Source organism: Sphingomonas cremea (assembly GCF_021502585.1).
In the GTDB taxonomy this organism is placed as follows: Bacteria; Pseudomonadota; Alphaproteobacteria; order Sphingomonadales; family Sphingomonadaceae; genus Sphingomicrobium; species Sphingomicrobium cremea.
This window is the reverse complement of the sequence record NZ_JAKFGM010000001.1, coordinates 612,631-630,600: the sequence shown is the minus strand read 5'-3', so window position 1 is coordinate 630,600 and position 17,970 is coordinate 612,631. Positions and strand designations below refer to the sequence as shown.

The 17,970-nt window shown below is 61.4% G+C and carries 18 protein-coding genes and 1 pseudogene; 6 read left to right on the top strand and 13 right to left on the bottom strand.

Annotation, left to right across the window (positions count from 1 at the left end; translation table 11 throughout):
- Nucleotides 1-3 precede the first annotated feature (3 nt).
- Together LVY65_RS03335 and LVY65_RS03330 are read left to right on the top strand one after the other, a co-directional pair.
- Nucleotides 4-3,378 (top strand): TonB-dependent receptor domain-containing protein, encoded by a 3,375-nt coding sequence (locus tag LVY65_RS03335; RefSeq protein WP_235066586.1) that lies wholly within the window; start codon nt 4-6, stop codon nt 3,376-3,378.
- A gap of 95 nt (nt 3,379-3,473) precedes the next feature.
- Nucleotides 3,474-4,433, top strand: a complete 960-nt coding sequence (locus LVY65_RS03330; protein ID WP_235066585.1) for a 2OG-Fe(II) oxygenase — start codon at nt 3,474-3,476, stop codon at nt 4,431-4,433.
- Between the two features lie 6 nt (nt 4,434-4,439).
- Here the strand turns inward: LVY65_RS03330 and ahcY are convergent, their stop codons facing one another.
- Both ahcY and LVY65_RS03320 read right to left on the bottom strand, forming a co-directional pair.
- Nucleotides 4,440-5,852: an adenosylhomocysteinase gene (gene ahcY / locus LVY65_RS03325; RefSeq protein WP_235066584.1), complete on the bottom strand. Its 1,413-nt coding sequence runs from the start codon at nt 5,850-5,852 to the stop codon at nt 4,440-4,442.
- 65 nt (nt 5,853-5,917) lie between these two features.
- The gene (locus LVY65_RS03320; protein WP_235067157.1) at nt 5,918-6,478 is read right to left on the bottom strand and encodes a YqgE/AlgH family protein; all 561 of its coding nucleotides are present in this window, start codon (nt 6,476-6,478) and stop codon (nt 5,918-5,920) included.
- 97 nt (nt 6,479-6,575) lie between these two features.
- On the opposite strand from LVY65_RS03320, the gene LVY65_RS03315 reads away from it, so the two are divergent.
- Complete coding sequence (locus tag LVY65_RS03315; RefSeq protein ID WP_235066583.1) at nt 6,576-7,055, top strand: peroxiredoxin; 480 nt, start codon at nt 6,576-6,578, stop codon at nt 7,053-7,055.
- 140 nt (nt 7,056-7,195) lie between these two features.
- The gene (locus tag LVY65_RS03310; protein ID WP_235066582.1) at nt 7,196-7,477 is read left to right on the top strand and encodes a hypothetical protein; all 282 of its coding nucleotides are present in this window, start codon (nt 7,196-7,198) and stop codon (nt 7,475-7,477) included.
- 57 nt (nt 7,478-7,534) lie between these two features.
- Here the strand turns inward: LVY65_RS03310 and LVY65_RS03305 are convergent, their stop codons facing one another.
- The 6 genes from LVY65_RS03305 to soxR all read right to left on the bottom strand — a co-directional run bounded on the left by LVY65_RS03305 (nt 7,535) and on the right by soxR (nt 12,644).
- Nucleotides 7,535-9,343, bottom strand: coding sequence for a M2 family metallopeptidase (locus tag LVY65_RS03305; protein WP_235067156.1), 1,809 nt, complete (start codon nt 9,341-9,343; stop codon nt 7,535-7,537).
- 145 nt (nt 9,344-9,488) lie between these two features.
- Entirely contained in the window at nt 9,489-10,205 is a 717-nt protein-coding gene (locus LVY65_RS03300; protein ID WP_328282472.1) for an alpha/beta fold hydrolase, read from the bottom strand.
- A 61-nt stretch (nt 10,206-10,266) separates the two neighbouring features.
- Nucleotides 10,267-10,713, bottom strand: coding sequence for a GFA family protein (locus LVY65_RS03295; RefSeq protein ID WP_235066580.1), 447 nt, complete (start codon nt 10,711-10,713; stop codon nt 10,267-10,269).
- A gap of 15 nt (nt 10,714-10,728) precedes the next feature.
- Nucleotides 10,729-11,109: a GFA family protein gene (locus tag LVY65_RS03290; protein WP_235066579.1), complete on the bottom strand. Its 381-nt coding sequence runs from the start codon at nt 11,107-11,109 to the stop codon at nt 10,729-10,731.
- Between the two features lies 1 nt (nt 11,110).
- The gene (locus LVY65_RS03285) at nt 11,111-12,142 is read right to left on the bottom strand and encodes an aspartate-semialdehyde dehydrogenase (RefSeq protein WP_235066578.1); all 1,032 of its coding nucleotides are present in this window, start codon (nt 12,140-12,142) and stop codon (nt 11,111-11,113) included.
- 58 nt (nt 12,143-12,200) lie between these two features.
- Nucleotides 12,201-12,644: a redox-sensitive transcriptional activator SoxR gene (gene soxR / locus LVY65_RS03280; protein WP_235066577.1), complete on the bottom strand. Its 444-nt coding sequence runs from the start codon at nt 12,642-12,644 to the stop codon at nt 12,201-12,203.
- A 71-nt stretch (nt 12,645-12,715) separates the two neighbouring features.
- Between soxR and LVY65_RS03275 the strand changes: the two genes are divergently transcribed.
- Nucleotides 12,716-13,090: a VOC family protein gene (locus LVY65_RS03275; protein ID WP_235066576.1), complete on the top strand. Its 375-nt coding sequence runs from the start codon at nt 12,716-12,718 to the stop codon at nt 13,088-13,090.
- Nucleotides 13,091-13,150: 60 nt separating this feature from the next.
- Here LVY65_RS03275 and rplS read toward each other — a convergent pair whose 3' ends face one another.
- Together rplS and trmD are read right to left on the bottom strand one after the other, a co-directional pair.
- Complete coding sequence (gene rplS, locus LVY65_RS03270; RefSeq protein ID WP_235066575.1) at nt 13,151-13,540, bottom strand: 50S ribosomal protein L19; 390 nt, start codon at nt 13,538-13,540, stop codon at nt 13,151-13,153.
- A gap of 14 nt (nt 13,541-13,554) precedes the next feature.
- The gene (gene trmD, locus LVY65_RS03265) at nt 13,555-14,277 is read right to left on the bottom strand and encodes a tRNA (guanosine(37)-N1)-methyltransferase TrmD (protein WP_235066574.1); all 723 of its coding nucleotides are present in this window, start codon (nt 14,275-14,277) and stop codon (nt 13,555-13,557) included.
- A gap of 56 nt (nt 14,278-14,333) precedes the next feature.
- On the opposite strand from trmD, the gene LVY65_RS03260 reads away from it, so the two are divergent.
- The gene (locus LVY65_RS03260) at nt 14,334-15,257 is read left to right on the top strand and encodes an NAD(P)/FAD-dependent oxidoreductase (RefSeq protein WP_235066573.1); all 924 of its coding nucleotides are present in this window, start codon (nt 14,334-14,336) and stop codon (nt 15,255-15,257) included.
- On the opposite strand, the gene rimM is transcribed toward LVY65_RS03260, so the two are convergent.
- The 3 genes and pseudogenes from rimM to ffh all read right to left on the bottom strand — a co-directional run bounded on the left by rimM (nt 15,249) and on the right by ffh (nt 17,932).
- Complete coding sequence (rimM, locus tag LVY65_RS03255) at nt 15,249-15,746, bottom strand: ribosome maturation factor RimM (protein ID WP_235066572.1); 498 nt, start codon at nt 15,744-15,746, stop codon at nt 15,249-15,251. The two genes, LVY65_RS03260 and rimM, sit on opposite strands and share 9 nt — an antisense overlap.
- 258 nt (nt 15,747-16,004) lie before the next feature.
- A pseudogene (gene rpsP, locus LVY65_RS03250) lies at nt 16,005-16,454 on the bottom strand (30S ribosomal protein S16); the annotation flags it as partial.
- 26 nt (nt 16,455-16,480) lie between these two features.
- Nucleotides 16,481-17,932: a signal recognition particle protein gene (gene ffh / locus LVY65_RS03245; protein ID WP_235066571.1), complete on the bottom strand. Its 1,452-nt coding sequence runs from the start codon at nt 17,930-17,932 to the stop codon at nt 16,481-16,483.
- Nucleotides 17,933-17,970 lie beyond the last annotated feature (38 nt).

Here is a 17,970-nt window from a genome sequence, read left to right as displayed (position 1 = left end):
TAAATGACTAAGAAGATGCTGTTGGGCGCAACCGCGCTCAGGACTTTTGCAGCCTGTGGCTTTGCGTTCGCGATGGCCAATCCGGCGTTTGCCCAAGAAGTGACGGAGCTGGCCGAACTGGCGCCCGCCCCCACCGCCGAGGTGGCAGCCGAGCCGGCTCCCGCGCCAACCAGCGAAGTGGCCATCGAATCGGGCACGACTCCTGAGGCCGACGAGCCCAACGCCATTGTTGTTACCGGATCGCGCATTCGCCGGCCCAATCTTGAATCGACCGTTCCGATTACTTCCATCGGCGGCGAATCGCTGTTGAAGCAGGGTCAGAACAATATCGGCGACGCACTCAATGAGTTGCCGCAGCTGCGCACAACATTTGCGCAGTCAAACCCCGGTCTTGGCGTAGGGGTTGCGGGTCTCAACCTCCTCGATCTTCGCGGCCTGGGAACGGTTCGCACTCTCGTACTGGTCAACGGACGCCGTCACGTCGCCGCCGACATTCTCAACAACGCGGTGTCTCCGGACGTCAACACGATCCCAAGCGATCTGGTCGAGCGCGTTGATATCGTGACCGGCGGCAATTCGGCCATCTACGGCTCCGACGCGATCGCGGGCGTGGTCAATTTCATCTTGAGGCGCGATTATGAGGGCCTGCAGGTGCGCGGACAGGCCGGCGTCTCCGGACGAGGTTTCGGCGGCAACCAATATGTCTCGGCCTTGTATGGCCACAACTTCGCCGACGACCGAGCGAACATCACCGTTCATGGCGAATATTTCAATCAGCGGCGCGTCTTTGGATCCGAAATTCCCTGGCTCCGAACCGTTAACGGCCTGGTCGTAACCGACGTAGACCCGGGCGGCGCGCCGAACGGCAGCGACGGCATTCCGGATCGCACTTTCCTTCGGGATATCCGCAGCTCGACGATCCACCGTTTCGGCCTCATCCCGATTACGCAGGATTCGAACCCGGCGATCACCAATCCCGCTTGCGGCCGCGGCATTGCGTCTGGCGCTCCGTCGAGCGGAACCGCATATAGCTGCACCTATCTTTTCGACCAGCAGGGCGACCTCTTTGCGCAGACTGGAACCCGCTTCGGTCAAGGCCCGACCGGCGGTATCATCGGCGGCAATGGCCAAACCGGCCGTGAGGGCGAAATCCTTTCAGTCATCCCTGAGATGCAGCGCTATAACTTTAACGCGCTCGGTCACTTCACGGTCAGCGACGCGTTTGAGCCATTCTTCGAGGCCAAGTGGAACCGGGTTACTGCGCAGGGTTCGAACGCCGGTCCTTCGTTCATCCAGGGCCAGAGGACCCAGTTTGACAGTCGCGAGCGTATCCGTCTCGACAACCCCTTCCTGAGCTCGGCGGAACAGACCTTCATCACCAATGCCATACTGGCGTCGGGCTGTAAGGTAGGCCTCACGGCGGTCTGTAATTCGGCAAATCCAAATCCCGTAACGAACGGTCGGCTCGATGCGACGGATTTGACCCAAATCGCCAATGGGTCCTACCGCTTCGTTCTGTCCCGCCAGCTGCTCGATGCCGGCATTCGCGACGAACATTTCCGTCGTGATACACATCGCATCGTCGTCGGCGCTCGCGGCACCTTTAACGAGGATTGGAACTACGAGCTTTCCGCCAACTACGGAAAGTTCAAGGAGAAGACGACGACCTTCGGCTACCTCGATCGCCAGCGCTTCCTGCTGTCGCTCGACGCGGGCCGGAATCCGGTCACAGGGCAAATCCAGTGCCGCTCGCAGTTTGATCCGACAGCTGCGGTCCCCTTCACGCCCACCGGACCTGCTCGTCTTGCAGCCGATATTGCCGCCTGCGTTCCTTACAATCCGTTCGGCGGCCAGGATAATAGCGCTGCAGTCAACTACTTCAGCTATGACGCGACGAACCACGCTTCGCTCAGCCAGTTCGTCCTCAACGGCTTCGTTTCGGGCGACTCCAGCCAGCTGTTCGAACTGCCAGGCGGTCCAATTCGGTTCGCGCTCGGCGCCGAATACCGGAAGGAAAAGGCCAACTACAAGAACGATCCGTTCATCGTGGAGGGCGCCACGAACGCCGTCGTGGTCGGCATTTTCGATCCGGCTGCATTCAAGGTGAAGGAAGCGTTTGGCGAAATTCAGGTGCCGATCCTGAAGGACACGCCCTTCTTTGAAGAGCTGACCGTGAGCGGAGCTGCTCGCGTTGCCGATTACAAGGGCGGCGCGGGTACCGTCTGGGCCTATAATGCAGGGGCTGACTGGGCCCCGATTCAGGATATCCGGTTCCGCGCCAACTACAGCCGCGCAGTTCGGGCTCCGAACCTTTCGGAGACTGGCTTCCCGGTGGTTCCGAACTTCGCGCCGGGCTTCGTCGATCCCTGCTCATCCGGGGCAATCGCCAACAATCCCAACCGTACGGCAAACTGCAATTCGCAGTTTAGTGCAGCCCAGCTCGCGCTCCTGACGAACGGTGGCTACTCCCTGCCAATCCTCAGCGGTAGCAACCCGGACCTCAAGCCGGAGACTTCGGACTCCTATACGGTCGGAGCTGTCATCCAGCCGCGGTTCGTTCCTGGCCTGTCGATCAGCGTCGACTGGTACAAGATCAAGGTTAAGGACGTCATCGTCTCGCTTTCCGCGCAGGCGATCGCGAACAACTGCTACGATCAGCCGAGCTTGAGCAACCCCTTCTGTGCGCTGTTCGAGCGGAACGGGGCCACTGCGACACCGGCGACGTCGCCGGGCGGATCGACGCTTCCGTTCCACATCCTCGCCAACTCGCTACTCTCGGCCGGCGTAAACTTCGCCGCCCGCGAGCGTAAGGGGATCGACGTCAATGCGTCTTATCGCACTGACATCGCGGGCTTTGCCAAGCTCAACACTAACCTGATCTACACCCACAATCTGAAGATCAGCAATTACGAGAACCCGACGCTTCCGGACTTCGAGAACCGGATTCTCGGGGAGCTCGGCGATCCCAAGGATGAATTCCAGTGGAATGTCGATCTGACCAAGGGACCGATCACCCTCGGTTACCAGATGCGGTATATCGGGCCGATGTGGACGGGTGCTTATGAAGACTTCAATGAGCTATCTGGGGCATGCTCCACGAGCGGCTGCCCGCCGTTCAACGAGGACTTTGCCGATATTCGGAAATATCAGGCAACATTCTATCACGACATCCGGCTGGAATGGGACCTCAAGAACGGCGGTGGCATCGGCCGCGACTTCAACTTCTATGTTGGCGTCGACAACCTGCTCGATACGCACCCGCCGCTTGGATTGGCCGGCACTGGTACCGGCGGCATCACGGATCGTGGCACCGGCAATGCCGCCATCTACGATGTCCGCGGCCGCACCTTCTATGCCGGTTTCAATGCCCAATTCTAAGTCAGGCCCAACCAACGTTAACTTCCGGGCCGGGGCTATATGCTCCGGCCCTTTTTTTTGTGGCGATGCGGCGGGCGGCCTGCCAACAAGATTGAATGACGAGCAACGTCGTTGAAGAAGCGCAAAGGCTGTTCCACTCGGGACAGCCCCAGCGTGCGATGGACCTGCTTGGCCAGGCCGCATCCCGCAACGACCCGGGCGCGCTCGAATATCTCGCGAACCTTTGCCTGGCGGGAAAGATCGTAAATCGCGACCTGCCGCTCTCGCGCGACCTTTTTCACCGCGCAGCCATCGCGGGAAGCGAGACGGCCGCCGCCATATACCGGGCGTTTATGGCTAGCGGGACTGGCGGACCGGCCGACTGGAACAAGGCTATTGAACTGCTCGAGCTCGCCTCACGGTCGGACCCGGAAGCTGGGCGGGAACTGCAGCTGATTTCAGAAATGCGGCTTTCTAGTGAGGGCGACCCACTCGGCACCTTTTCGGCGGATCGGATCTCTAACTCACCAGATGTGGTCATGTATCGATCGCTGTTTACCGACGCCGAATGCGATTTCCTGATCGCGCGCGCCATGCCGGGCATGGTGCCGTCAACGGTAGTCGACCCACAGACAGGCGAGCTGGTACCAAATCCGATCCGAACATCGGACGCGACAGGCTTTCCGCTAGTGTCGGAAAGCCCGGCAATCCATGCGCTTTGCCGCCGGCTTGCCGCTGCCAGCGGAACTCACGTCAAACAGGGAGAGCCGCTCCAGATACTTCGCTATCGGCCTGGACAGGAATATCGAGCTCATTTCGATGCCATCGGCAATGCCGACAACCAACGCGTCCTTACTTTCCTAGTCTACCTCAATGACGATTTCGAGGGCGGCGAAACTCACTTCGCCAAGCCCGACATCAAGGTAAAAGGGCGCAAAGGCGATGGCCTCTTGTTCCGCAATGCGGATGCCGACGGCCGCCCCGACCTCAACTCGCAGCATTCGGGTCTGCCAGTAACGGCTGGCGAGAAATTCCTCGCCAGCCGATGGATCCGAGAGCGTCCGCTGCAATATTAGCCTATTTTAGTAGCGATAGTGATCGGGCTTGAACGGGCCTTGCGGGGTCACGCCAATATAGGCGGCCTGCTTGTCGCTGAGCTTCGTCAGCTTGACACCCAGCTTGTCGAGATGAAGCGCCGCGACTTTTTCATCGAGGTGCTTGGGCAAGACATAGACGTCATTCTGATACTGATCGGACTTGGTCCACAGCTCAATCTGCGCAAGCACCTGGTTGGTAAAGCTCGACGACATGACGAAGCTGGGGTGGCCGGTGGCATTGCCAAGGTTGACCAGTCGGCCCTTCGACAGAACGATGATGCGCTTGCCGTCGGGAAAGGTGACTTCGTCGACCTGCGGCTTGATCTCGTCCCACTTCATGTTGGCCAACGCGCCGATCTGAATCTCACTGTCGAAATGGCCGATGTTGCAGACGATCGCCATGTCCTTCATGTCGCGCATATGATCGAGCGTGATGACGTCCATGTTGCCGGTCGCGGTGACGAAGATGTCGGCGCGCTTGGCGGCCTCCTCCATCGTTACGACTTCATAGCCCTCCATCGCCGCCTGCAGGGCGCAGATCGGGTCGACTTCGGTTACCAGAACGCGAGCGCCGCCGTTGCGGAGCGAGGCCGCTGAGCCTTTGCCGACGTCACCGAAGCCGGCGACCGTCGCGACCTTGCCGGCAAGCATGACGTCGGTCGCGCGGCGGATGGCGTCGACCAGACTTTCCTTGCAGCCGTAGAGATTGTCGAACTTCGACTTGGTCACGCTGTCATTGACGTTGATCGCCGGGAACGGGAGCTTGCCCTGCTTGGCGAGTTCGTAGAGGCGGTGGACGCCAGTGGTGGTCTCTTCGCTGACGCCCTTGATCGCCTCAACCGTCTTGGTCAGGTAGCCCGGCCGCTCGGCGAGGAAGCGCTTCAGCGTCGCCGCGAAAATCTCTTCTTCCTCGTTCTGCGGCGCGAACAGCGTCTCGCCCGCCTCGACCCTGGCACCCCACAGAGCGAACATGGTGGCATCGCCGCCGTCGTCGAGGATCATGTTGCAAGTCTGGTCCTGGCCCCAGTCGAAGATGCGGGCGGCATAGTCCCAATATTCCTCGAGCGTCTCTCCCTTGACTGCAAACACCGGGACACCCGACGCCGCGATCGCCGCGGCGGCATGGTCCTGCGTCGAGAAGATGTTGCATGATGCCCAGCGCACCTCGGCGCCGAGCGCGGTCAGTGTTTCGATCAGCACCGCGGTCTGGATCGTCATGTGCAGCGAGCCAGTGATGCGGGCGCCCTTAAGCGGCTTTGATGCGCCATATTCGGCACGCAGCGCCATCAGGCCCGGCATCTCGGTTTCGGCGATATCGATTTCCTTGCGACCGAATTTCGCAAGGCTGATGTCCTTGACCAGATAGTCGCGAGTAAGGGTGTTGGCGGGGGTGGCCACGGGGCAATTCTCCGAAGAAAGAAAGTCGCGCCGCCCCTACCTTCGCAGCAAGGCAAAAGCAAACATCAGGCCGCTCCAGCGCCGCTGTCGAGCAGGCGGGGATCGATGCCTTCGGCTTTGAACGTCGCTTCCCAGCGTTCCGCGGTCGGCGTTTCGAACAAAATTTGCTGCCGCCCATCGGCTGCGAACCAGCCTGGTCGAGTCATTTCCTCGTCTAGCTGGCCCTCGCCCCAACCGGCGTAACCGAGTGCGATCAAATAGCGGCTCGGGCCCCGCCCTTCCGCAATGGCCTTAAGCACGTCGATCGTGCCGGTCAGTGCGCCGAGTCCCGTCACTGCGATCGTATCCTGGCCGCCCCAATCGTCGCTGTGGAGGACAAAGCCCCTGCCCGGCTCGACTGGTCCGCCGTGAAGCACTGGCGTATCTGGCGTCTCGCCCGGATCAATGCCCAGTTGCTCGAGCAGGCCACGCACTCCGATCCCGGCGCGTTGGTGGCCTATACCGATGCCGACTGCGCCATTTTCGTCATGCACGCACATGGCAATGACAGCATGCTCAAAGCGCGGGTCGCCAATGCCCGGCATCGCCAGCAGCAGCTTGCCCGACAGGAAGCGGGGACTCTCCATGCGCTGAAAATGCGCCTCGACCGCCTCGGTCGCAAGCCTTGAGAGTGTCACGCGCCGTGCCTATGTCCCGGCCTGACCTTTTGCAGGAGATTTCCCGATGGCCATCCAGGTCGGCGACCGCATTCCCGATGTTCCCCTGACCCTTGCGACGCCGGAAGGCCCGATACCGGTCAAGAGTGGCGACTATTTCGCTGGCAAGCGGGTCGCGATGTTCGCTGTCCCCGGTGCTTACACACCGACCTGCTCGGCACGCCACCTCCCCTCCTATGTTGAAAAAGCCGCCGAGCTGAAGGGCAAGGGCGTCGATGAAATCGTTGCAACCAGCGTCAACGATGCGTTCGTGCTGGGCGCATGGAACAAGGACCAAGGCTCCGAAGACATCACGATGCTCGCTGATGGCAACGGTGAATTTGCCGAGGCGCTTGGGCTAACCATGGACGCGTCCAAGTTCGGCATGGGCAAGCGCAGCCAGCGCTATTCGATGATCGTCAATGACGGTGTGGTCGAGCAGCTCAATGTCGAAGCTCCCGGGGAATATTCGGCTTCCAGCGCGGAGACCATGCTCGGCCAGCTCTGACGTTCGTCGCGTCGTCTCTTCCCCCTGCCTTTCAACAGCAACGCGGGCCTTGCTGGCGCGTTGATGATGAGGGGGCGGTAAAGGAGAGTAAGATGGCGAGAAAAAGAGATTCAAAAGGCCGTTTCGATAATGGGAGTTTCATGAGTGCTGCGTACGAAAGGCCACTGGCCGGCGTCGCGGTTGCGGCAGGTGTAGCTGCAGCGGGCGCTTTTCTCTGGTCCCGGCGCGGGCAGATCGGTGAAGCGTTCAGCAGTGGAATGGACCGCTTGAGCGAGCTCAAGGCAGAGCGGATGGGAAACACTCGCTCCCAAGAAGAGATTAGCGAGGAAGCCTTGACCCTGAAGGAGACAGGCAGGAAATCCAAAGTGCCGCGCAATGTGGCTCGACAGGAAACTCAGCCCGGCATTCCAACGGTCAGCTAAGTCAAAATCAAAAGGGGAGCGCGCCGAATGGCCGCTCCCCTTTCTTTGCGACTTAAATCACCATCCGCACTGCTTGCCCGCGTTCTGCTGTTTGAGCCACGCCTGCAGCGGGGCGAAATATTCGAGCATCGGCTTGCCCGAAATATCGCGGCTACCGGTGAAAGCCTCGAGAGCGTCGGGCCAGGGTTTGGATGCGCCCATCGCCAGCATCGCGTTCAGCCGCTGCCCTACCTCCTTGTTGCCATAGAAGCTGCAACGGTGCAGCGGCCCCTTCCAACCGGACATGTCGCAAGCAGCCTTGTAAAATTGGAACTGAAGCAGCCGCGCGAGGAAGTAGCGCGCATATGGTGTGTTGCCGGGAATGTGGAACTTGGCGCCCGGATCGAAGTCCGCCTCGCTGCGAGCGACGGGCGGAGTAATGCCCTGATATTGGCGTTTCAGGTCGGCCCACGCCTGGTTGTAATTGGCCGGCGTAATTGAACCGTCGAACACGCCCCAGCGCCATTTATCGACCATCAGTCCGAACGGCAGGAAGGCGACCTTATCCATGGCTTGCCGAAGCAGAAGGCCGGTGTCCTTGTCGGCCGACGGAACCTTCGATCGGTCGAGGAGGCCAATCTGGGTCAGATATTCGGGCGTGATCGAAAGGGCGATGAAATCGCCGATCGCCTCGTGGAAGCCGTCATTGGCCCCATTCAGGTAGAGATAGGGCTGCTGATTGTAGGCACGCTGGTAATAATTGTGTCCAAGCTCGTGATGGATAGTGACGAAGTCGTCGCCATTGACCTTGGTGCACATCTTGATGCGCAGATCGTCCTTGTTGTCGAGGTCCCACGCCGAGGCATGGCAAACCACTTCGCGATCACGCGGACGAGTGATCTGGCTGCGATCCCAGAAGCTGGCCGGAAGCGGCGCTAAGCCGAGCGATTTGTAAAAACCTTCGCCAATCCGGACCATGTCGACAGGCGACTTCTTCTTGGCTTCAAGCAGCTCGGTCACGTCATAGCCGACGTCGCCCGCGCCCTTGGGGGCGACGATGTCATAGATGTTACCCCATTCCTGCGCCCACATATTGCCGAGAAGGTCGGCGCGGATCGGGCCGGTCGCCGGTTGCACGGCATTGCCATATTTCTGGTTGAGCTTGGTCCGGGTGTAGCAGTGAAGGTCGTCGTAAAGCGGCTTCACCTCCGACCACAGTCGATCGTACATCGTCGCGAACTGTTCCGGCGTCATGTCATATTGCGAGCGCCACATTGCGCCGGTGTCGGCATAGCCCAGGTCCTTGGCGCCCGCATTCGCCAGTTCGACCAGGCGGGTATAGTCAGTTCGCATCGGCCGGCCGACATTCTCGTGCCACGTGCGCCACATCTCGGCGAGCTCTGCCGGATTGCGGTTTGTGCCCATCTGCGCCTCGACGTCATCGCCGGTCAGCGGCTTGCCGTGCAGGCTGGCGCGGCCCTTGCCGTAGGTCGACTGGAGCCGGGTGGCGATGGTGTTGAGCTCATTCGCCGCGCCCGGGGTGGTCGGGGCCGGAAGGACCAGCGCGCCGCGCAGGATGTTGAGCTTTCGCGCCGTGTCGAAATCGAGACCGGGGACGCGGGCATATTTTGCGGCTTCGCCTGCATATTGGACGCCCTTTTCGGTCGCGATCGTGCCGAAATATGCGGCGAGGGCGTCGGTATCGTCGGTGATGTAGGTCGCGTTGACCCATGCGGCGCGGCCGCTGATGATGCTGAGATCGAACAATTCTTTCTCGACCTGGGCCACAAATGCGCGGGCGCCGTCGGGGGTCAGCGGAAATGTAGTCGCCGTCGATGCGTCGGCCGGCACGCCAGCAGCCGCAACGGCAGGCGCCGAAGCGGCCATTTCGGCCGGCGGAGTTGTGGCACAACCGGCCAGCGACAGCGCAACAAGCGACACGGAAGCAGCAAGTATCTTCAAGGGTAGGCTCCTCGTCCTGAACGTCATGATTTTCGCGTGGGGCGAGGAATGTGACGCCGTCGCGCCGACGTCAAGCAGGGGAAAGCCATTCCGCCAATGCCACTCCGAATTCGGCTTTGGCAACGCTGCTCATATGCGTTCCGGGCACGGTTATTTGGGTCGCATTGGGCAGCGCTTCGGCCAGGTTGGACGCCGAGCCATTGTCCTGATCTTCCGAACCACACAAAATCAGAGTCGGCATCATGAATTCATTGAGCCATTCGGGATGCGCATCCTCAAAGGTGCGCAACAAAAGCCCCGCCGCGACCCGGTCGACCTTCATCGTCTTCATGAACTGGATCGCCATCCACCACGGATCGCCGCGCCGCGCGATATCGAACTGAGCAATCGCTTCGTGGAAGAAGGCCTGACGCCGATTCCAATCGCTAAGACCCTCAAGCCCCATGCCGGCGAGGATCGCCTTGCGCGGACGCTCACCCTCACCGACCGCCTGCACCGTCGTTCTTGCGCCCAGCGAGAAACCGCCAAGGTCGAAATCCGTCAAGTCGAGATGGGCGATGAACTCATGCAAGTCGCGGGCAAGTACGCCGCATGGGTATGCCTGGGGATCCTGCGGCTTATCGCTGAGCCCATGCGCGCGGAGGTCCGGCATGATCACGCGGAAGCCAACAGCCGCGATCCGCTCGGCATGGCCGAACTTGATCCAATTTGTATTGGCATCGCTAAACAGGCCGTGGACCAGGATAACCGGCCGACCTTCGCCCAATTCACGCCAAGCAAGCTTCACGCCATCCGACGCCGTCCAAAAATGAGTCTCCGCGCCAATCATGGCTCAATCGCAACCCCTGCTACTCGGGCATCTTGCCCACTGCTTCGACCCACCTGTCGACCAGGGCCTGATACTCATCAGAGCGGTATTCGGGCAGCCCTTCAGTGTTGATCCACGCCCGATGCATGCTTTCGATCCCGAAGTGATGCTTGGGGCGGAATGGCGCTGGGTCGTCGAAGCTGCCCACCGCCAGGTCCATCTTTTCAGCGTCTTCGCTGAACATGAACCCCAGCGACGTGCCGCATCGAGCGCAAAATGGCCGCCGCGCAATCGGCGAGCTTTCGTACCAATCCGGCTCGCCGGCCCATCGTACGTCGCTGAGCTTGGCATTGACGAACGCTATTGAAATCGAGCCGGTCGAGCGCTGACACATTCGGCAGTGGCAGAGATAGGCCTCATGCGGCTCAACGGCGGCTTCGAACCTAACCTTGCCGCATGCGCAGCCGCCAGTCATCATTTCGCTCACCTTGGTCTCCTGCGGTTACAGCCCTTCCTGAGGAAGGCCGTCTGCGATCTCGTAATAATCGCCCTTGTCCGCGACGAAGATATGTTTTTCCAAGTGAGTATTCGTCGGCTGGTCGAACGCACCCATCGCGATGGCAAGTCGTGGCCGCCCTTCGACATCCCAGAAAAGCGAAGAACCGCAATTCACGCAGAATCCGCGCCGCACCTTCTCGGAGGACCGATACCAGCTGACCCGATCCTCGCCGATGATCGTCAGCATTTCCCGAGGGACATCGGTTGAGGCCCAATAATGACCGGACGTCTTGCGGCATTGACGGCAATGGCATGCATCAGGCGGTTGCAGTTCGCATCGGACCTGGAAAGTTACGGCCCCGCACAAGCAAGACCCGGAATGCACGCTACGCAGCCTTCTGCAAATGCCGCCGGCCAAGCAACTCCGCAATCTGCACCGCGTTCAGGGCGGCACCTTTGCGGAGGTTATCGCTTACCACCCACATGGAAAGGCCGCTGTCGACGGTCGGGTCCTCGCGCACCCGGCTAACGAAGGTAGCATAATCGCCAACGCATTCGACCGGAGTGACGTAACCGCCGTCCTCGCGCTTATCGACCAGCATAACGCCCGGCGCCTCACGCAGGATCGCCTGTGCCTCCTCTGCGCTGATCTCTTCTTCAAACTCGACATTGACCGCTTCCGAATGACCGACGAAAACCGGTACGCGGACACAAGTCGCGCTTATCTTGATCCGGGGATCGAGAATCTTTTTGGTCTCGACCACCATCTTCCACTCTTCCTTGGTCGATCCGTCCTCCAGGAAGCTGTCGATGTGGGGAATGACGTTAAAGGCGATCTGCTTGGTGAACTTCCTGGGCTCATTGGCGTCGCCAACGAAGATATTGCGGCTCTGCTCGAACAACTCGTCCATGCCGGCCTTTCCAGCGCCGGAGACCGACTGATAGGTCGCGACCACCACGCGCTTGATCCGTGCGACGTCATGGAGTGGCTTCAAGGCAACGACCATTTGCGCGGTCGAGCAGTTGGGATTGGCGATGATGTTCTTGGCCCGATAGCCGTCGATGGCGTGGGCGTTCACCTCCGGCACGATTAGCGGAACGTCCGGGTCCATCCGGTAGAGCGACGAATTGTCGATCACCGTGCAACCGGCTGCGGCGGCGCGAGGCACGTGGACCTTGGAGATTTCCGAGCCGGCGGCGAACAGCGCCATGTCCCAGCCCTCAAAATCGAAGTGGTCGAGGTTCTTGACCTTCAGTTCCTGGCCGGTATCGCCAAAGTCGATGATGTCCCCGGTCGAGCGAGCGCTGGCGACTGCGGCCACTTCGGCCAGCGGGAATTGCCGCTCCGCGAGCACATTGAGAATCTCGCGTCCGACGTTGCCCGTCGCGCCTACCACTGCAACCCGGTAACCACTCATTCCCGTTCTCCTTGCCGGACCACATAGGCCCTTGGCGTTGAGCCGCAAGACCCTCGGATCAGCGGCTCAATACATATCGAGGTCCGGGTCCTTCGAGCGATGCGCTGTCCTCTCGATTGACGAGCCCGCAACGTTCAAGCGACAGGCATCCGCAGCCAATGCATTCACAAAGCTTGTCCCGGGTCCGTTCAAGCAAGGCAATGCGGCGCTCTATGTCCTGGACAAATGTGCGGCTAATCCGCTGCCAGTCAGTCAATGTCGGCGTTCGGCCCATTGGCAGCTTTGCCAACTCCGCCGCAATTTCGTCGATTGTCAGTCCGCACTTCTGGGCGATCATCGCGAACGACAGTCGCCGGATGTCAGACCTCAGGAAACGCCGCTGATTGCCGCGCGTGCGGATCGGCTCGACCAGTCCCCTGGCCTCGTAGAAGCGGATCGCAGAAACGCTCAGCCCGGTTCTGGAAGCGAGCTCCCCAATGGTGATCAGATCATTCTTATGCATGGCGCTTGACCTCAACTTATATTGAGGTTGTATCGAATCGGGCGCAACGCAATCAACACAGGATTATCGGCATGCGAACCGCCTTCATCGAACATGTAAACTTGACCGTAACCGACCCGGAACGCAGCGCGGAATTGATGAACCGCCTGTTTGGGTGGAAGATTCGCTGGAGCGGCCCGGCCCGTGATGGAGGGCGCGCCGTCCACGTCGGGGACGACACATTTTACCTGGCCCTATTCGCTCCGGCAGAGGGCGGCGAACAACAATACCCCAAGGGTGAACCCCTTAATCACGTCGGGCTGGTCGTCGACGACCTGGACGGCGCCGAGCAGCGGGTCATCGAAGCCGGTCTCGCTCCATTTGCCCATGCCGATTATGAGCCTGGCCGGCGGTTTTACTTCTTCGATCACAATGGGATCGAGTTTGAGCTGGTCAATTACGCTTGAACGCGAAAAGGGCGCCCGGATCGCTCCGGACGCCCCTTAATCGACGAGCAGTGAGGATGATTATTCCTCGCTGCTTCCCTTCTCCGGTCGCGTGTCGCGGCGCTCGGCGATACGCGCCGACTTGCCGCGGCGGCCGCGGAGATAATAGAGCTTGGCGCGACGGACGGCGCCGCGGCGGACGACGTCGATCGAATCGATGATCGGCGAATAGAGCGGGAAGACGCGCTCGACACCTTCGCCGAACGAAATCTTGCGGACGGTGAAGTTGGAGTTCACGCCCTTGTTGGCGCGAGCGATGCACACGCCTTCATACATCTGGACGCGGCTGCGGTCACCTTCGACTACCTTCACGCCGACACGCAGCGTGTCACCGGGACGGAATTCGGGGATCTTGCGACCCTTGGAGAGCTCGGCGACTTGTTCCGCCTCGAGCGTCTGGATCAGGTTCATTGTCTTGTCATTTCCTAATCTTCACGCTGCGCACCAGAGGGCGGTGCCTCCCGAGCGCCCCCATGGCGCACGATCAGGTCCGGCCGCCTTAGCCGTGTGTCCTCGATCGCACGTTGCTTTCGCCACTGAGCGATCTTCGCATGATCCCCCGATCGCAGCACCTCAGGGATCGTGCGCCCTTCCCATTCGACAGGTCGGGTATAGTGCGGATATTCTAGGAGCCCTTCTTCGAAGCTCTCCTCCTCTCCGCTGGAGGTCGCGCCCATTATCCCGGGAAGCAGCCGAACGCAAGCGTCAAGCATCGCCATAGCGCCCAGCTCTCCGCCGGAAAGGACATAATCACCGATCGAAACGGGTTCTACCGGCCTTGCTTCGAAGATCCGCTCGTCGAAGCCTTCGAACCGGCCGCACAGGATGATCGCCCCCTCGCCCGCCGCCAATTCGCGGACACGATGCTGGGTCAGCGGCTTGCCGCGCGGCGTCATCGCCAGCATCGGCCGTCCGTCGGCGACCGCGTCCAGCGCAGCGGCCAGTACGTCGCAACGCAACACCATCCCCGCCCCGCCTCCGGCTGGCGTGTCGTCGACCGTACGATGCTTGTCGATCGCATGGTCGCGGATATTCCGCGCTTCGAGACTCCACACGCCCTCCGCCAGCCCTCGCCCGGCGAGGCTCGCGCCAAGTGGGCCGGGGAACATTTCCGGATAGAGCGTCAGAACGGTGGCGCGAAAGCTCATGGCCGGCGCTCCTAGCCCAGCGGGAACAAGCGCGGAAGGCCCGGCATTGGGCCCTGATGGATGACAAACCACTCGACTGCCTTGTGATCGGAGGCGGCCCTGCCGGCCTGACTGCGGCCATTTACCTCGCCCGCTTTCACCTCGACATCATGGTCGTTGACGGCGGTAAAAGCCGTGCAGCAACCATTCCCTGCACGCACAACCATGCCGGCTTTCCTGACGGCATCACAGGCAAGGACCTTATCCAGCGGATGAAGGCACAGGCGCAACGCTACGGCGCGAAAATCGCCGACGGCTTTGTCAGCCGCCTCCACCAGGATGAGGAGGCCGGCCCGTTCGAGGCGGAGTGGGGCTCAGGAAAATGGCTGGCTAGGTCCGTCTTGCTTGCGACAGGAGTAACCAACCGGCGCCCGCCGATGGACGAAGCGCTTCATGATGATGCGCTGGCGCGCGGCCTCATCCGCTACTGCCCAATCTGCGATGGCTATGAGGTGACCGACAAGAAAATCGGCGTGATCGGCAGTGGCGGTCGTGGCGTGGCTGAGTCGCTGTTCCTGCGTGGCTATACCGCGGACATCACACTGATCGCACCGGACAAGGCAATGAAGGTCTCGGCGGCCGACCGGGTGGCTCTTGATCAGGCAGGCATAAAGACGGTCGATGGGCCGGCAGAGGCGGTAGCGATCGCTCATGACAGCATCACCGTCGACACTGCAGAGGGACATTTTACCTTCGACAGCGTCTATCCAGCTCTTGGTTCGGACGTGCACTGTCAGCTGGCGGAAATGGTCGGCGCGCGGCTGGGCGACGACGGTTGCGCGGGGGTCGATGCACACATGCGGACCAGCGTCGAAGGGGTTTATGCAGCGGGCGACCTGGTCATCGGGCTCGACCAGATCAGCAACGCCATGGGCCAGGGAGGAATTGCGGCGACGACCATCCGCAACGATCTGGCGAAGGATCGACCGCTACTACGCTAGGAATTCGGGATCGATGACGATCCGCTCGCCATCTTGGCGCGCGATGGGTTCACGAAACGGGATCAGCGAGCGCTGGCCGTTGGATCGCTCAACCTCGAGGAGGTCACCGGCGCCGAAATTCTCGACCGCGACGACCTTGCCGAGTGGATTTCCGCTATCGTCTACGCACGAAAGGCCGATCAGGTCGGCGTGATAATATTCGCCCTCTTCGAGAGGAGGGAGCTTGTCGCGATCGATCTCTACCAGTTGGCCGCGCAGCGCTTCGGCTGCGGAGCGGTCAGAGACCCCTTCGAAGCGGGCGATGGCAGTCTTGCCGCCACCCTTCACGTCACGGAGGATCAATTCGCGGCCGCCGACGTACAAATGCGAATGACGAGCGAGGCTATCGGCGCTGTCCGCGAACAGCTTGAGCCTCAACTCGCCCTTCACTCCATGAGCCCCGGCGACCGCCGCGAGCGCGACGCGCTTGTCGGTCGCCGGTGACGTCATGGATTACTTGGCCTTCTCTTCGCCGGCCGATTCCTCGGCAGCAGCTTCGGCTGCTTCCTCGGCAACCGGCTCGGCCGGGGCTTCTTCGCCCGCCGATGCTTCAACGGCAGCTTCTTCGGCGACCGGTTCGTCTGCCGGCAGGTCGGCGGTATCCGACGGGGCCTGCTCTTCGGCGATTTCCTCTGCCTCAGTCACGGCTTCCGCGGCAGCTGCCTCGGTGGCCGGAGTTTCTTCGGCGACTGCTTCTGCAACGGCTTCGGCCTCAGGGGTCGGCTCGGCGGTTGCTTCCTCGACCGCCTCGGCGACTACCGCCTCGGCCTCTTCAACCTTGGCTTCCTCAATGGCCGGCGCGGCAGCGGCTTCAGCAGCCTCTGCAGCCTTGTTGGCGCGCTCTTCGGCGCGCTCCTTGGCCTTCTCGCCCGGCTCACCCTTCTTCGGGTTAAGCTTCGCGGCGCGTTCGCGGATGCCGGCGGCATCGAGGAAGCGGGCGACGCGGTCCGAGGGCTGGGCGCCGACCGACAGCCAGTGCGCGATGCGATCGGCGTCGAGCTTTACGCGCTCCGGCGAATCCTTCGCCAGCAGGGGATTGTAGGTGCCGACCTTCTCGATGAAGCGGCCGTCACGCGAATTGCGGCTGTCCGCCACCACCAGGCGATAATAAGGGCGTTTCTTGGAGCCGCCACGGGCCAAACGAATTGCAACTGCCATTTTTCTTATCCTTTCAGTAAATTACGCTATTTTTTTGTAAACTTGTCAAAACCTGGAGGCAGGTTGAATGGTGAGCTTCCGCCCGGAAGTCCGGGCAAGCCACCAGGCAGCTGGCCACCGGGCGCTACGCCCGCCAGCGCCTTCTCCATACCGCCACTGGAAAACATCGATGCCAGCTTGCCGAAGCCGCCGAGCTTCTTCAGCCGCTTCATCGCGTTGGACATCTCCTGGTGCATCTTGAGCAACTTGTTGACCTCCTGGACGGTGGTCCCGCTGCCCTTGGCCACGCGGATCTTGCGCTTGGCATTGATGATTTCGGGCCGCGCGCGCTCCTTGGCAGTCATTGACGACATCATCGCCTCAAGCCGCACCAGCGCCTTGTCGTCGACATTAGCACCCTTCAGGCCCTTCATACCCGGAAGCATGTTGGCCAGCGCGCCAAGCCCGCCCATGCGCTGCATCTGGCTGATCTGGAGGCGCAGGTCGTCGAGATCGAACTTGCCCTTCTCCATCTTGCGGGCGAGCTTCTCGGCGTCCTCGATCTTAACCGTTTCGGCTGCACGCTCGACGAGACTGACGACGTCGCCCATTCCGAGGATACGACCGGCGACCCGGCTGGGGTGGAAAGCCTCGAGTGCGTCGATCGCCTCGCCCACGCCGGCAAACTTGATCGGCTTGCCGGTGACCGCGCGCATGCTGAGCGCCGCGCCGCCGCGGGCATCGCCGTCCATGCGGGTCAGAATGACGCCACTAAGGTCGACCTCGCCGGCAAAGCCCTTGGCGACATTGACCGCGTCCTGTCCGGTCAGGCTGTCGACGACCAGCAGCGTCTCGACCGGGTTGGAGGCGGCAGCGACCGCCTTCATCTCGGCCATCAAGGTGTCATCAACATGGAGGCGGCCCGCAGTATCGAGCAGCAGGACGTCATATCCCTGCAATTTTGCCGACTGCAGCGCGCGCTGGGCAATCTGGACCGGGGTCTGGCCAGCAACGATCGGCAGCGTGTCGACGCTCGCCTGGCGGCCGAGCACTGCCAGCTGCTCTTGCGCCGCTGGGCGGGCGACGTCGAGCGAGGCCATCAGCACCCGCTTGCGCTCGCGTTCCGCCAGTCGTTTGGCGAGTTTCGCAGTGGTGGTCGTCTTGCCCGAACCCTGAAGGCCGACCATCATGATCACGGCGGGCGGATTGACGTCGATGTGAAGCTCGGCAGTGTCGCTACCCAGCATTTCGACCAGTGCGTCGTTGACGATCTTAACGACCATCTGGCCCGGCGTAACCGAGCGGATGACCTCGGCGCCGACCGCGCGCTCGGTGACCTGGTCGACGAAATCGCGCGCCACCGGCAGCGCGACGTCGGCCTCGAGCAGTGCGACACGCACCTCGCGCATCGCCGAGCGAACGTCGTCTTCCGAAAGAGCACCGCGGCCGCGGAGCTTGTCGAAGACGCCGGCAAGGCGATCGCTAAGGCTGTCGAACATCAAAATTCCTCATCAAACCAACGGTCACAACGCAAACG